Here is a 16,650-nt window from a genome sequence, read left to right as displayed (position 1 = left end):
GTGTTCACCCAGCTTGGAGGAACCTTGCCACTCAAGCATGTCGCGCTGACGACGGAGCTCTACGACTACGTGGTCGCCCACGGCACACCGCCGGATGCCGTCCTCCAGGAAATCGAGGAGCGGACCAAGGAGTTCGGCCACTACCAGATCATGCAATGCGTCCCCGAGCAGGGGGCACTGCTGCACATGCTCACCAAGCTCGTCGGCGCACGCAAGGCGATCGAGGTGGGCACGTTCACCGGATATTCATCGGTGTGCATCGGCCGAGGCCTGCCGAAGGACGGGCAGCTGCTCTGCTGCGACGTGAGCGAGGAATGGACGCGGGTCGCCCGGGACGCCTGGGAGAAGGCGGGTCTGACCGACCGGATCCAGCTGGCGCTCGGCCCCGCCCTGGAAACCCTGCGGAGCCTGCCGCAGGAGGCCGACGTGGACATCGCGTTTCTCGACGCGGACAAGCTCAACTACTGGGCGTACTTCGAGGAACTCCTGCTCCGTGTCCGCCCGAACGGCCTGATCATCATCGACAACACCCTTTTCCAAGGCGAGGTCATCAATCCCGACACGGAGCACGAGAGCGCTCGGCTGGTGCATGCCTTCAACGAACGGCTCGCCGCCGACCAGCGCGTCGAGGTCGTCATGCTGCCGATCCATGACGGGGTGACGCTCGCCCGCAAACTGCTCTGAGCAGGAAATCGATCGGCCACGAAGTGCACGGGGTCCGTCGCGTAAGCAGCCGGACGGGGGATCGCGGAGTTGCGGCACGAGCTCCGCAGAGGAGGCGACGTGATATTTGGTCGGTCCGCGGAGCTCGCTGGCGTCAGTGATCTCCTGGTCGACGTGCAATCCAACGGCGGCGGTCTCGTGGTGTTCGAGGGCGTCTTCGGCAGCGGTAAGACGGAGTTGCTGCGGGAAGCGGGTGAGCGCGCCCGGCAGCAGGGCTTTCATGTGCTCTCGGCATCCGCCGACTTCCCGGAACGGTTATTCCGGTTCGGAGTCGTCCAACAGCTCTTCGAGTCACTGGGCGACGAGTTCACCGACACCGGAGCCGACAGTGATTCGTTCCGGGTACTGCACGGTCTCTACCGAAAACTGGCAGAACTCTCCAGAGACGCCCCGGTGTTGATCTTGGTGGACAATCTGGAGTTCATCGACGAGCCGTCGATCCGCTGGCTCGATTTCGTGGTCCGCCGGTCGCAGAACATACCGGTGGCCATCATCGCCACGCTCAACCCCGGTGAACAGCCCCAGGATCCGCGACTGCTACCGGGTCTGCTGCTGAGCCGCCTGTGTCGTGAACGGCGGCGGCTTCCGGACCTGAGACCGAAGGAAACGGCGGAACTGCTGGCCGAGTTCGCGGGTTCCCCCGTCTCCGCACGCGTGGCGGAGCGTTATCACCAGGTCACGGATGGCAATCCAGTACTGCTACGGGAATGCCTGCGGGTCGCCCAGGCGGCCCGGCTGCTGGGATCCCCCGGCGAGGCGGGCTGCCCGGTGGTTCCCAGCACGGTGGATCTGCTGCCCGGTCTCACCCTGCTGCGGGACCGCCTGCTCGCCCAGTTGCAGCGGGCGTCACCGCACGCGCTGTCCGTCGCCTGCGCCGCCGCCCTGCTGGGCAGCGCGGCGGACGACGACCTGACCACGGTGGTCTCGGGCCTGACCAGGTCCGAGTTCGCCGACGTCAGGGTGCGGCTCGAAGAACTCGGCATCCTCCAGCGCAACGCGGCAACCGTTCGCTACCCGCTCGTCGGCGAACTTCTGGTCAGCGCGATCCCTGTCGCGAAGCGCCCCGAGTTGCACAGCAGGGCGGCGCGGGCGCTGTACCAGCGGGGTGCGGCACCGGAGTGGACCAGCATGCATGTGGTGGAGGCCGGTGCCTTCGACGAGCCCTGGGCCGAGCAGGTACTCCTCAAGGGCGGGGAGTCCCTGGCGGCCACCTGCCCGAAAGAAGCGGCCCGCATCTACGAGCGGGTGCTCCAGGAGCCGGTGACCGGCGAGCGGCGACGCGAGGTCCTGGCACGCCTGGGAACGGCGCAGCTCGACGCCGATGTGCCAGCGTCCGTGCGGCATCTGGAGGCCGCCATGGAGCTGGCCGCCGCACCGGACGAGCGCGCCCAGATCGCCCTCGGGCTCTCTTGCGGCCTGGCCGTCACCGACCGCCATGAGGAGGCGGTCGCCCGGCTGATCGACGTGCTGGCAAAGGGGGGCCTGGAGAAAGGGGAGTCGGCACAGCGCATCGTGGAGCAACTGGTCCTGGTGGGCACCGAGTGCGGGTCGACCCTCGATACGGTATTCGCCCTGCTCGGTGCCGACGAGGGCGATCGGGGATGGCTCGGACGCTGCCCCGGCACCCTGAAAGCGCTCGTGCGGGCATGGGTCGGGTCCTCGGCCGCACAAGTCCAACGGCGCGCACGGGACTTACTGGCGTGCGGCCACGCCGTGCAGGGCACCAACGCGTGGTACGCGGCTGCCGTCAGCCTGGTCTGGAGCGAAGAGCACGAACTCGCTTCGCGGTACGCGGAGGACGAACTGCGGGCGACAAACGCGGCAACACTGCTGCGCCGAGTGCGCGCGCTGCTCCTGAGGACGCAGGCACTGCACGGACTGGACCGCCTGGAGCAGGCACGGCAGTGCGGGGGCGAGGCACTCGACATGCTCGACCGCCTGGGCATCGGTGATCAGGCGATGGCCGCGGGCGCGCTCGCCCACTACATCACGGTCCTCGTCGAACTGGACGAGTGGGACACCGCGGCGAACCTGATCGCGGAGCGAGGGTGGCGGGACATCCCCCTGACGCACTGGCAGCACGTCATGCTCGCGCACGCTCGTGCGGTCCTGCGGGTGCGGGCCGGCGATCACCGCGGTGGACTGGCCGACGCGACCACCGTCGGCGAGGCGTGCCGCCGCTGGCGGATGAGCAATCCGGCCGTGGTGCCGTGGCAGCTGACCGCCGCCGAATGCCATCAGGGGCTGCAAGCCCCCGGTGAGGCAGAGCGGTTTGCGGCGCAGGGCCTGGCCGCCGCCCGGCGCTGGGGGAGCCCGCGGCTGCTCGGCCGGGCCCTGCGGACGATGGGCATGTCGCTGAACGGGCCCCGACGGACCGAGTTGCTCACCGAGAGCGCGGCACTGCTCGAGTCGTGCGGCGCCCGGCTGGAACTGGCCCGGACCTTCATGGCCATCGGCACCACCACCCGGGAGAAGCATCCCGTCGCGGCGCGGCGCACCCTGCGCCACGCCTACGAACTGGCCGTCTCCTGTGGCGGAAAGGGAGTGGCGCGCCGGATTCAGGAGGAGTTGACGCAGGCCGGTGGGCGTATCGCCCAACCCGCGCAACGGGGCATCGATCTGCTGACCGTCAGCGAGCTGAGGGTCGCGGAGATGGCGGTCTCCGGCATGACCAATCAGGCCATCGCCCGGCGGCTCAAAGTGAGTTTGCGGAACATCGAAGCACATCTCACCCATACGTACCGGAAGTTGGGCGTGACCGGGCGCAGTGAACTGTCCGATCTGCTCCGCAGGTCCGCCGTCGAGATGCGCACGTTCGGCGGCGGTCCACGGCCCATGGCCGCGCTGCCGGGAGCCGGCTGGGTGATGTGAGAAGGCATGAGGCGAGGATGCGTTGGGACGATCTCTACATCGCGGGAACGGGAGTCTGTCTTCCGCCACCGATATCCACCGCGACAGCGGTCGAACAGGGCTGGTACGCCCAGGAGGACGCGGAGGAGGACGAACTCGCCGCGGCGCTGGTGGCCGACGAGCGGTCCGCCCCCGAGATGGCCGTGGCAGCGGGACGACAGGCGCTGGAACGGTCCGGTCGCGCGCCGTCCGACGTCGTCCTGACCCTGCACGCGAACATCTACCACCAGGGACAGGACTTCTGGACGCCCGCCTCCTACGTCCAGCGTTTCACGGTGGGCGGAAACGGACTGGCGATACAGATCCAGCAGGGGTCCAACGGAGGAATGGCCGCCCTTGAGATGGCCGCGGCCTACCTGGCGTCGGCACCGGGCCGTACGGCGGCGCTGGTCACCACCGCGGACAAGTACTGCCTGCCCGGATTCGACCGGTGGAACAGCGACACCGGCCAGGTCTACTCCGACGGGGCGACCGCCGTACTGCTGTCCCGCCGCGCCGGATTCGCCCGGCTGCGGGCCATGGTGTCGACCTCCGATCCGGAACTCGAAGAGGTGTGCCGCGACACCGAGGGCTTCTCTGCCGTACCGCATCAGGACGGCAAGCCACTGGACCTGCGCGGGCGCAAGAAGCGCTACGTCAAGGACCACGGCTACGAAGAGCTGCTGGAACGGCTCTCCGACGGTGCCCGCGCGAACGTACGGCGCACCTTGGCGGCTGCGGAGTCGGATCTCGACGGCATCGCCCGGGTGGTGCTGCCCAACCTGGGCCGCACGCTGCTGGAATGGGAGTTTCTGGAGCCGTTGGGAATCCCCCTGGAGCGGACCGTCTGGGAGTGGGGACGCCATGTGTCGCACCTGGGACCGGGCGACCAGTTCGCCGGCCTCGACCACCTCGTGGTGAGCGGCCGGGTCCACCCAGGTGACCGCGTCCTGCTGGTCGGCGTGGGCATCGGCTTCAACTGGACCAGCGCGGTGGTGGAGATCGAGTCGGTGCCCGCGTGGAGCGGCACCGATCGGCGTCCGATCTGATCACGCGGAAGACCCAACGGCCCGGCAGCGCACCCCGTTGCCGGGCCGTCGCACATCGCGGTGACCATCGACCGAAGCCCGCACCCGTAGTGACGCCCCCGTCCGCTCCTTCGGTAGGAGCATCGGTCGCACCGTAATGAGTCTGCGCACCCCGCGAACTAGGTTCCCTCACAAAGATCAAAACCGGTTCGCCTAGTCAGGGGGAAGGGGAACTCACCGATGACTGTCCCGGCAGACAGCCCGATGGATGGGACCGCGGTGGAGGAGATACGGGGGCTCGCCCCCGACGAGCGGAGAGCCGTGGTGGCCGGATGGCTGCGCGAGCGGATCAGCCGCCTCGGCGCGGCCTCCGCGGAGGAGATCGACGGTTCGGCACCCCTCACCGCAGCGGGCATCAGCTCCTTGCGACTGCTACGGCTGCGGGCGCAGTTGGGCCGCCGCTTCGGTGTGACACCGCCGATGCGTGTCTCCTCGCTGGACGAGCTGGCGAGCTGGGTGGCGGACGCGCTGGAAGAGCACCGGGAGGGGGGCGGCGAACCGGACGAGTTCCAGCTCGCGGCGGACCCGGGTGGCCGGTTCGAGCCCTTTCCGTTGACCGACCTTCAGCACGCCTACCTCATGGGCCGCAGCGACGCCTTCGAACTCGGCTCGCTCGGCGGCCACGCGTACTTCGAACTCATCCCTCCCGATCTGGATGTCGCACGCCTGGAGCGTGCCTGGCAGCTCGTGGTCGAGCGGCACGGGGCACTGCGTATGACGGTTCTGCCGGACGGCAGGCAGCAGGTGGCCGCCAGCGTGCCGCCGTACCGGTTCGAGGTGCTCGACCTGCGCGGTGAACCCATGGAGAAGGCCGTCGAGCGCCTGGAGGAAGTCCGGGCGAAGCTGTCGCACGAGGTCTTCGCGCTGCAGCAGTGGCCACTCTTCCACATCGCCGTGACCCGGATGCCGGATGGCGCGGCTCATGTGCACTTCAGCATCGACCTGTTCATCGCCGACCTGTGGGCACTGCGCGTCCTGCTGGGCGACTGGTGGCGGCTGTACGAGGACCCGGACGCCGAACTGCCCAAGCTCGACCTCACCTTCCGAGACGTGGTGCTGGCCGAGCACGCCGCCCGCGGCTCCGACGCGTACCAGGCGGCCCGGCGCTACTGGGACGAGCGGCTCGACGAGCTCCCGCCGGCTCCGCAACTGCCGGCCAACACCGCTGCGGCGACACGGCACTTCACCCGGCGCATGGCACGCGTGCCGGCTCCCGTGTGGTCCAGGGTGAAAGAGCTCGCGGCGTTCCGCGGAGTCACCCCGTCCGGGGTGCTGCTCGCCGCGTACTCGCTGGTGGTGGGAGCCTGGAGCTCCACCCAGCGGTTCACGGTCGACGTCACGCTCTTCAACCGGCCACCCGTGCATCCGCAGATCAACGACCTCGTCGGCGACTTCACCAACGTCGACCTGCTCGCCGTCGACCTCGTCGACACGGACACCTTCCAGGACCTGGCCGACGCGGTGCAGCAACGTCTGTGGGCCGACCTGCAGCACGCGGCGGCCGGGGGCGTGCAGTCGTTGCGGGAGCTGGCGGCCAGGCGGGGCACGGGCACCGCGGCGCTGGCCCCGGTGGTCTTCACCAGCGCGCTGGGCGGAGACGACGACGGATTCTCCTCCCTGTTCGGCGGCTTCGGGACCCCCGTCCACGCCATCACACAGACCCCGCAGCTCTACCTCGACCACCAGGTCTTCGAGGAGTACGGCGAGGCCGTCCTGGTCTGGGACACCCGGGACGGCGTACTGCCCGAGGGCGTTCTGGAGGACATGTTCGACGCCTACCAGCGGCTGGTGCTCTCGCTCGCCGAAGCGGAGGCATGGACCCGTCCGCCCGAGCTCGAACTGCCCACCTGGCAAAGCGAGATACGCGCACACGTCAACGACACCTCCGGCCCACTCCTCTCCGGCGTCCTCGCCACGCGCGTCCTCGAACAGGCCGCGGCGGCGGAGTCGGCGCAGGCCCCCGCGGTCATCACCGCCGAGCGCACACTCACCTTCGGAGAACTCGGCCGACGGGCCGTCGGCATCGCCCGGGAGCTGCACTCCAGGGGACTCGGCCGAGGGGCACTCGTCGGCGTCGGCGCCCTCAAGGGCTGGCGGCAGATAGCGGCCGTACTCGGCGTGACGGCGGCCGGCTGCACCTATGTGCCCGTCGACCCGGCGCTGCCGCTCACCCGCCGCGCCTGGATGGCCGAGCACGCGGGCGTCGAACTGCTGGTCACCGACGGGGCACCGGGGTACGAGTGGCCCGTGGGGCTGCCGTGCCTCGCCGTGGACGATATCGCACCGGCCACCGCCGAGGAGCTGGCCGAGTGGCGGTGCCCGGCGGAACCGGAGGACACCGCCTACCTCCTGTACACCTCCGGCTCCACGGGCACTCCCAAGGGGGTGGCCGTCAGCCACCGTTCGGTGCTCAACACCCTCTTGGAGGTGAACCGGCGCTTCGACGTCGGGCCGGACGACCGCGTCCTCGGACTGTCCTCGCTCAGCTTCGACCTCTCCCTCTACGACACCTTCGGCGTCCTCGGGGCGGGCGGGGCGCTCGTGCTGCCCGAGCCGGACGCGACACGAGACCCGGGCCGCTGGCTTGAGTTGATGCGCAGTCACCGCGTCACCTTGTGGAACAGCGTCCCGGCCCTGATGGACATGCTGGTCGCCTACTGCGAGGCCCACGACGCCGCCGAGGCCCTCCCACTGCGCCTGGTGCTGATGAGCGGAGACCGGATCCCGGTGCCGCTGCCCGACCGGATCCGCGCCCTGGGCAACGGCATCCGGGTCATCGCGGCGGGCGGCCCGACCGAGACCTCGGTGTGGTCGAACGCCTACGAGGTCGGGGAGGTCGACGGCGACTGGGCGTCGGTCCCGTACGGATTCCCGCTGCGCAACCACACGCTGCACGTGCTCAACGAGCGGTTGGCCCCGGCGCCCGTGTGGGTTCCCGGTCCGCTGTACGTCAGCGGCGCGGGGCTCGCCGCCGGCTACCACCGGGACCCCGAACGGACCGCGCAGTCGTTCATCAGCCACCCGGTCACCGGCGAACGCCTCTACCGCACCGGTGACCTGGCCCGCTACCGCCCCGACGGCTGCCTTGAGATCCTGGGCCGCGAGGACTTCCAGGTGAAGATCGGCGGGTTCCGGATCGAGCTCGGCGAGATCGAGCACGCGCTCACGGACCAGCCCGAGGTGGAGCAGGCGGTCGTGGTCGCCGCCGCCTCGGGAGACCAGCGCCGACTGGTCGGCTTCGTGGTGCCCGCCGCGACCGCGGACCAGGCCGACCCCGTGGGCGACGACTTCGGGGACATCGAACGGGACCCGATGGCCCGGCTGCGGTTCAAGCTCTCCCGTCCCGGCCTGCGAGAACTCGACGGACCGGTCGTCGCTCTGCCGGGCGACCCATCGACCGCCGTGCAGCGCCGCAGCCGCCGTGTCTTCCGCGCCGAGCCAGTGCCCCAGCGGGCATTCGCCGAGATGCTGGGCACGCTGCGCGCGGTCGAGCAGGACGGCCACTTCCTCCCCCGGTACGCGTACGGCTCCCCCGGCGCGCTCTACCCGGTCCAGGTCTATCTGCAGATCCGTCCCGGCCGGGTGGAGGGCGTGGCCGGGGGCAGCTACTACTACGATCCGCGCCACCACGCCCTGGCGCTCTGCTCGTCCGAGACCTCCCTGCCGGAGGAGCTCTTCGCGGCCGGGAACCGGGAGGTGGCCGGGAACGCGGCCTTCGCCGCCTTCCTCGTGGCCCAGCGGAAGGCCATCGACCCGCTCTACGGCAGGGTCGCGCGCGACTTCTGTCTGCTGGAGACCGGGCTGATCACCCAGTTGCTGGAGACCGCGGCGCCCCGCAGCGGCCTGGGCACCTGCCAGTTGGGCGCCACCGCCGACGCCCCCGCCCTGCGCGCGGCGTTCCGCCTCGACGAGGGGCACGAGCTGCTGCACACCCTGGTCGGCGGCCTGCCCGGCGAGGAGGAGACCTCCCCCCCGGTCGACGACCGGGAGGCGCTCGTCGACGTACTGCGCCGCAGGCTGGCCGAACGCCTGCCGTCCTATCTCGTGCCGAGCCTGCTGGTCGCGCTGGACCAACTACCACTCAGCCACCGCGGCAAGGTCGACCGGCAGGCGCTGATCCGCCGCGCCGAACTGGTCGAGACCGGCAGCCGCGTGCGCCAGGCGCCCCGTGACGACACCGAGCGGGTGATCATCGAGGTGGTCTGCGAGGTGCTGGGCCTGGAAAGCGCCGGTGCCACCGACAACTTCATGGAGATCGGTGCCGGGTCGGTGCATCTGACCCGGATGTACGGACTCCTCAGAGACCGCCTGCCCCAGGAGTTCGCACTGCTCGCGCTCTTCGAGCACCCCAGCCCGCGGGCCCTGGCCGAATGGCTGCGCGGCAACGTCGACGACACGGCCGCCGTCGCGGCAGGCCGAGCCCGCGCCCAACAGCAGCGCGCCGCCAGGAAGCGGACCACCCGACGGACGACCGGAACGGAGGAGTAGACATGAGCACCCCAACATCGGAGTTCGTCCCGGACTCGTCCGACATCGCAGTGGTGGGCATGGCGTGCCGCTTGCCGGGCGCCACGGACCCGGAGTCGTACTGGCGGAACCTTCGCGACGGCGTGGTGTCCATCGCCCCGCTGGACGAGGCGGACCTGCTGGCCGAAGGAGTGTCGCGCGACCTGTTCGAACGGCCGGAGTACGTCAGGGCGGCCCCGGCGCTCGACGGCATCGACCGCTTCGACGCTCCGTTCTTCGGGTTCACCGGCCGGGAGGCCGCCCTGCTCGACCCTCAGCAGCGGCTGTTCCTGGAGTGCGCGTGGGAGGCCCTGGAGGGTGCGGGGTTCGATCCCGCGCGAGCGGGCCGGGTGGGTGTCTACGCCGGCGCCGGGATGTCCGCCTACCTGATGTCCAACCTGCTCGGCGGAGGGCGGCTGTTGATGAGCGCCTCCGGCTTCGAGCTGCAGATCCACAACGACAAGGACTACCTGTCGAGCCGTACCGCCTACAAGCTCGGACTGACCGGCCCCGCGGTCAACGTGCAGACCGCGTGCTCCAGTTCACTGGTCGCCGTCCACCAGGCGTGCCAGGCACTGCAAGGCTACGAGTGCGAGACCGCGCTCGCCGGCGCCGCCTGCGTCCGGGTGCCGCACCGTGTCGGCTACCTGTACGAGGCGGGCCTGATGTTCTCGCCGGACGGATCCTGCCGCCCCTTCGACGCCGACGCGGCCGGCACGGTGTTCGGCAGCGGTGTCGGCGTGGTCGCACTGCGCCGGCTGGCGGACGCCCTCGCCGACGGCGACACCGTGCTCGCCGTCATCAAGGCCACCGCGACCAACAACGACGGAACGGCCAAGGTCGGATTCACCGCGCCCAGCGTGGACGGCCAGGCAGAGGTCATCACCACAGCACTCGAACTCGCCGACATCGACGCCAGGACGGTCTCGGCCGTCGAGGCGCACGGCACGGGCACCCCGATCGGCGACCCGATCGAAGTGACCGCCCTCACCCGCGCGTTTCGCGCCCACACCGAGGACACCGACTTCTGCGCGCTGAGTTCGGTGAAGGGCAACGTGGGGCACCTGGAAGCAGCCGCCGGCATGGCCAGCCTGATCAAGGCAGTGCTCCAGCTCCAGCACCGGCAGCTCGCGCCCACCGCCAACTTCCACCGTCCGAACCCGCAACTCGGCATCGCGAAAACCCCGTTCCGGATCACCGAGAAGCTGACCGACTGGACCACCACCGGCACGCCGCTGCGGATCGGCGTGAGCTCGTTCGGTATCGGCGGCACCAACGCCCACCTCGTCCTGGAGGAGCCACCTGAGCCCGTACCGGCCAACCCGCCTGTCCGCGAACGGCAGTTGATCTGCGTTTCGGCGCGGACTCCGCAGGCACTGGACGAGGCGGCGCAACGCCTCGCGGCGCACTTCGCCTCGCTCGACACCGCACCGCGTGAGGCGGAGCGGTTCGCCGACGCCGTGTACACGCTGCAGACCGGGCGCCATCCGTTCCGGTTCCGCCGGACCGTGGTCGCCGACGGCTGCGCCGAAGCCGCCGCCCTGCTGGGTGGCGAGCGCCCCGAGCTGGTGGCCACCGCCGACGCCGGAAACCCGCCGTCCGACGTGGTGTTCCTCTTCCCCGGCCAGGGCGCCCAGTACGCCGGCATGAGCCGCGGCCTGTACAACAGCGAGACCGGTTTCCGCGGCAGGCTCGACGAATGCGCCGAGCTGCTGCTCCCCCACCTCGGCCTGGACCTGCGGGAGGCGCTGTACGCCGATGACTCCGGTACCGAAGGCGCGGCGCGGATCACCGCCACCAGCCTGGCCCAACCGGCCCTGTTCTGCGTCGAGTACGCCCTGGCGGGGCTGCTGTCGGACCTGGGTGTGCAGCCGACCGCCATGGTCGGCCACAGCGTCGGCGAGCTGACCGCCGCCGCACTGGCGGGCGTACTGGAGCTTCCGGACGCGCTCCGCCTGGTGGCCGTCCGGGGCCGCATGATGCAGGAGCAGCCGTCGGGCGCGATGCTCTCGGTGGCGGCGCCGGAGGAGAAGGTCCGCGCCCTGCTCCCGCCCGGAGTGGACATCGCGGCGGTCAACGCGCCGTCGCTGTGCGTGGCCTCCGGCCCGGAAGAAGTGATCGCCTTTCTGGAGCGGACGCTCGCCGGACAGGACATCAGCCACCGCAGACTGCACACCTCCCACGCCTTCCACTCCACGATGATGGACCCGATCGTTGGTCCGTTCACCGAAGAGGTCCGCCGGACCCGCCTGGTGCCGCCGCGACAGCCGTTCACCTCCGACGTGACCGGCACCTGGATCTCCGACGAGCAGGCCACCGACCCCGCGTACTGGGGCTCGCACGCCCGCAAGCCGGTCCGCTTCGCCGACGCGGTGGCCACCGCGGCCCCCGGGCGCGCCGTGTTCATCGAGGTGGGACCGGGCAACACCCTCGCCTCGCTCACCCGGCAGACCGTCCCGGCCGATTCACGGGCCGCCGTGCTGACCACGCTGCCGCGTCCGGACGAGAAGCGCCCGGACAGCGAGGTCCTGCTGGCCGGTCTCGGCGGTCTGTGGCTGGCCGGCATCGAGCTGGACTGGCGGGCGCTGCACGGCGGCCCACGGGGCCGGGTTCCGCTGCCCACCTACCCCTTCCAGCGCCAGCGCTACTGGGTCGAGCCGCGCGGCACCGGCGCCGCGGCGGAGCTGGACGTCATCGCTCCCACGGAACCGTCCGGCACGGAAGCAGCCGAACTCGCGGCACGTCCCCAGGTGCTCACCGCCCACGCTCCGGCGCGCAACGAGGACGAGCGGGTAGCCCTGGCGTTGTGGGAGGAACTGTTCGGCTTCGCCGAGCTGGGCATCCACGACAACTTCTTCGAGCTCGGCGGCCATTCGCTGCTCGCGACCAGGATGCTGGGCCGGTACCGCGAGCTGACCGGCCGCTCCCTCACCCTGTCGGAGCTGCTGGCCGCGCCGACCGTCGCCGGCATGGTGGCCACCGCCGGCACGGCGGGCGACGGACCGTCGGTGCCGCAGGTGGTACCGGACCTGAAGCACCGCTTCGACCCGTTCCCGCTGACCGAGATGCAGCAGGCGCAGTGGATCGGCCGACTCGGCAACTTCGACCTGGGCGGGGTGGCCGCCCACGTCTACCTGGAGTTCGACAGCGAGGGCCTGGACCTGCCCCGCGCCGAGCGCGCCTGGCAGCAGGTGGTAGACCGGCACGACATGCTCCGCGTGGTGGTCCTGCCCGACGGACGCCAGCGCGTCGTGGAGACGGTGATCCCCTACCGGTTCCCCACCCTCGATCTGCGGGAGGCCGACGTCGGCACCGCCGACGAGCAACTGGCTGCGATCCGTGGCGAGATGGAGGCGGAGGTACGGCCTGCGGACACCTGGCCGCTGTGGGAGATCCGCGCCACCCGGCTGCCCGGCGAGCGGACCCGACTGCACATCAGTTTCGACCTGATCGTCGCTGACGTGGCCGGGTTCTTCTTCCAACTGCTCCCCGAATGGGGTGCCCGCTACGCGGACCCGGACGCGCCGCCGAAGCCGCTGGAACTCGGCTTCCGCGACTACGTCCTCGCCGAACAGCAGATGCGGAAGACCGCCGACTACGAGCGCGCCCTGGAGTACTGGCGCCGCCGGGTCGCCGAGCTGCCGCCAGCGCCGGAACTCCCCGTCCTGGCCTCGGGCCGCGCCGCGCACCCCCGGTTCGCCCGCTGGCACGCTTCGGTACCGCCCGCGATCTGGCAGCGGATCCGGGCCCTGGCCACCGAACACGGCATCACCGCGTCCACCGCCCTCATCGCGGCGTACGCGGCCGTGATCGGCACCTGGAGCAAGAGCCAGCACTTCACCCTCAACCTCACCGCTGTCGACCGGCTGCCGGTCCACGACCAAGTCAGGGACATCGTCGGCGAGTTCGCCTCCTTCGACCTGCTCGAAGTCGACCTGCGCGGCGCTGGGGACTTCGCCGTCCTCGCACGCCAGGTCCAGCAGCGCAGTTGGGAGGACTTCGAGCACCGGCATGTCAGCGGTGTCCGGGTGCTGCGCGAACTGGCCCGGGAACGCGGCGGGAGCGGCGGTGCCGCCATGCCCGTCGTGGTCACCAGTTCGCTGACCGAGGGCGAGGACCGGGGCGACAACGGCTTCGCCTGGCTCGGGAAGCAGACCTACTTCATCTCCCAGACGCCGCAGGTCACCCTCGACCACTTCATCATGGAGGTGGACGGCAGCCTGGAACTCGCCTGGCACGCCCTGGAGGGCTACTTCCCCGAGGGCATGCTCGCCGACATGTTCGATGCCTACCGTGAGCTCGTCGTCGGCCTCGCCGACCCCGACCGGTGGTCGGCCGCGCCCTGCCCCGAACTCCCGGCGTACCAGGCTGAATCCCGTGCCGAGGCCAACCGGACGGCGCGGCCCGCGCCGCGCGGGCTGCTCACCGACACCATCCTGCGCCGGGCCGACGACCCCGCTTCGGCCCAGCGCCCGGCGGTGATCGCCCCGGACCGGACGCTGACCCACGCCGAACTGGCGGGGCGGGCCGTCGCACTCGCCCGGCAGTTGGCGTCCCGGGGTTACGGACGGCACGACGTCATCGGCGTCAGCCTCGCCAAGGGCTGGCCGCAGATCGTCGCCGCGCTCGGCGCCTCGGCGGCCGGGGCGCTGTACGTCCCCATCGACCCAGACCTTCCCGAGGCGCGCCGGCGCTGGCTCATCGAGCATGCCGGAGTCACCTGCCTGCTCACCGAGGAGGAGGGCGCACCGGTCGCCGAGGTGGACACGATCGCCGTCCCGGACGCCGTCGCGGCACCGGAGGATATCGCCGACTGGCGGTGCCCCGCCGAGGCCGACGACGTCGCCTATGTCATCTACACCTCCGGCTCCACCGGAACGCCCAAGGGCGTCGCGGTCACCCACCAGGCCGCCCTCAACACCATCGACGACATCAACGAGCGGTTCCGGGTAGGACCGGACGACGCGGTCCTCGGCCTGTCGTCGCTCAGCTTCGACCTGTCCGTCTACGACGTCTTCGGGGTGCTCGGGGCGGGCGGCGCACTGGTGCTGCCCGAGCCGGAGGCGCGGCGCGACCCCGCCCGGTGGCTGGACCTGGTACGCACCCACGGCATCACCCTGTGGAACTCCGTCCCCGCCCTGATGCAGATGTTCGTCGAGCACGCCGAGGCGGTCGAGGCCACCGAACTGCCGCTGCGCCAGGTGTTGTTGAGCGGCGACTGGATCCCGACCACCCTGCCCGACCGGATCCGGGGGACGGCCGCGGCCGAGGTGAACAGTCTCGGCGGCGCCACCGAGGCGTCCATCTGGTCGATCACCTACCCCATCGGGGAGGTGGCCCTGGAATGGGCCTCCATTCCGTACGGCCGGCCACTGGGCAACCAGCGGTTCCACGTCCTCAACGAACGCATGGAACCCGCACCGGTCTGGGTCCCCGGCCAGCTCTACATCGCCGGTGACGGGCTCGCGTGCGGCTACTGGAACGACGCGGAACGCACCGCCGAATCGTTCTTCCCCCACCCAGTGACCGGAGAGCGGCTCTACCGCACGGGCGACCTGGGTCGCTATCTGCCCGACGGCACCCTGGAGTTCCTGGGACGCGAGGACTTCCAGGTCAAGGTCGGCGGCTTCCGCATCGAGCTCGGCGAGATCGAACAGGCGCTGGCCGAGGTGGCGGGTGTACGGCAGAGCGCGGTAGCCGCCCTGGGCCCCCGTCACCAGCAACGGCTCGTGGCCTACCTGGTGCCCGAGCCCGCGGCGGAGGGCGATCTCGTCGAGCGGGCCCGGCAGCGGCTGGCCGAGACACTGCCGTCGTACATGTACCCCTCCGACTACGTCGCCCTGGAGGCCCTGCCGCTCAGTTCCAACGGCAAGGTGGACCGGGCGGCGCTGCCCGAGCCCGAACGGCACGGCGGGCGCCGGGACACCCTGGACGAGGCCGACGAGGCGCTGCGGGAGACCGCGACCCGGCTGGCCGCCATCGCCGCCGAACTCCTCGGGATGGAACAGGTCGGCCCCGGTGACAACTTCTTCGAGCTCGGCGGCGACTCGATCCTGGGCATCCAACTGGTGGCCAGGGCCAACGCGCAGGGGCTAGCCCTCACCCCGCAGGACGTCTTTGAAGCCAACACCATCGCGGAGCTCGCCGCCGCGTGCCATGGGACCGGCGAGGCGGACGCCACCGGGCGCCGGGCACACCTGACCGCCCATCAGTACGCGCTCGCTGTGCGCGCCGACGGCACCGGAGCGGATCCGGTACCGGCCTGGTTGCGGTACGAGGTCGACGGCGACTTCGACCCGGCGCTTGCGGAGGCGGCGCTGGGCGAGCTGATGCGCCGCCATCCCGCGCTGCGGCTGCGCGTCGGCGACGGACCGCAGGGCCCGGTGCAGTGGGTGGGTGACAGCCAGGACTGCTACGTGCCCGACATCGACCTGCGGTCCCTCCCGGAGGAGACGCGGCAGGCCACGATCCGGTCCATGGTGGCCGACATGGCCGGCGAACTGGACCTGGCCACCGGGCCGGTGGTCAAGCTGGCCCTGATCAAGGCGGGCGACGACCGCGGACTCCTGGTGTGGGTCGCTTCCCGGGCGCTGCTGGACGACGCCTCCTGGCCGCGGCTGATCCGCGAATTCCACTTCGCCTATGCCCAGTTGGCAACCGACGAAGCGGTGCGATGGGAGGGTACGGCAGGGGACTTCCTGGACTGGGTGGACACCGCGGCTCCGGTTGGGGCCGTCGAACCGGCCACCAGAGAGGTCCATGCCCTGGACGGTGAGCTGCTGACCGAGCTCACCGCCGAGGAACTCCAGCGCGCCGCGCACCACGCGCACCGCGCATACCGGCTAGAACCGCAGGAGGTGCTGCTCACCGCCCTCACGCGGGCGCTGGGCCAAGGCGACGGCGCCCTGGCCCGGGCGGCGGTCGTCGCGGAGCGCAGTCCGCGCCCCCTCGACGGGGCCGACCACCAACTCGCCTCTGCTCTCGGTCGGTTCACCGACCTGGTGGTCCTCGCGGGGCACACCGGGTCCGGTGACCACACGGAGACCGCCCTGGCCGTCAAGGACGGCTACCGCGCACCCGCGGTCAGCCTGCCCTCCGGTCCCCAGGTCCTGGTACGCGAGACGGCCCGGTGGGCCGACGCCGGTCCCGCCGCCGCGAAAATGCCCTGGCCCGACGGCCCGCGGGACCGGCCGGCGGACCGGCTGGTCGAGATCGCCCCGTCACTCGTCGACGGCGCGCTGCGCCTGCGCTGGTGGTACGCGCCGGAAGCGGAGGAAGCCGTACGTGTCGCCGCGGCGGAACTGCCACGGCAACTGGCCCGGCTTACCGCGCACTTCGAGGAGAACCCGGACGGCATGTTCCACGCCTCCGACTTCCCGCTCGTCGACCTGACCGACGCGGATCTCGAGCAGTTCATATCCGGCCTGGGTGACCACTAGCGCTT

General features: G+C 70.9%; 5 protein-coding genes. All 5 read left to right on the top strand.

Annotated elements, in window-relative coordinates; all coding sequences use genetic code 11:
- The first annotated feature begins 24 nt into the window (after positions 1 to 24).
- The 5 genes from P2L57_RS19225 (at position 25) to P2L57_RS19205 (ending at position 16,645) form a co-directional block, all read left to right on the top strand.
- Positions 25 to 684: an O-methyltransferase gene (locus P2L57_RS19225; RefSeq protein WP_275816086.1), complete on the top strand. Its 660-nt coding sequence runs from the start codon at positions 25 to 27 to the stop codon at positions 682 to 684.
- Positions 685 to 783: 99 nt separating this feature from the next.
- The gene (locus tag P2L57_RS19220; RefSeq protein ID WP_275816084.1) at positions 784 to 3,594 is read left to right on the top strand and encodes an ATP-binding protein; all 2,811 of its coding nucleotides are present in this window, start codon (positions 784 to 786) and stop codon (positions 3,592 to 3,594) included.
- A gap of 17 nt (positions 3,595 to 3,611) precedes the next feature.
- The gene (locus P2L57_RS19215) at positions 3,612 to 4,661 is read left to right on the top strand and encodes a ketoacyl-ACP synthase III family protein (protein WP_275816082.1); all 1,050 of its coding nucleotides are present in this window, start codon (positions 3,612 to 3,614) and stop codon (positions 4,659 to 4,661) included.
- A gap of 219 nt (positions 4,662 to 4,880) precedes the next feature.
- On the top strand, positions 4,881 to 9,188 hold the full coding sequence (locus P2L57_RS19210; RefSeq protein WP_275816080.1) for a non-ribosomal peptide synthetase: 4,308 nt from the start codon (positions 4,881 to 4,883) through the stop codon (positions 9,186 to 9,188).
- Positions 9,189 to 9,190: 2 nt separating this feature from the next.
- Positions 9,191 to 16,645 carry a hybrid non-ribosomal peptide synthetase/type I polyketide synthase gene (locus P2L57_RS19205; protein WP_275816078.1) on the top strand — a complete coding sequence of 2,485 codons (7,455 nt, stop codon included), beginning with the start codon at positions 9,191 to 9,193 and terminating at the stop codon, positions 16,643 to 16,645.
- The last annotated feature ends 5 nt before the right edge of the window (positions 16,646 to 16,650 follow it).

The sequence above is a fragment of the Streptantibioticus ferralitis genome (assembly GCF_029223525.1).
GTDB lineage: Bacteria > Actinomycetota > Actinomycetes > Streptomycetales > Streptomycetaceae > Streptantibioticus_A > Streptantibioticus_A ferralitis.
The sequence above is the reverse complement of the archived record's forward strand: the minus strand, read 5'-3'. Positions and strand labels throughout refer to the sequence as shown.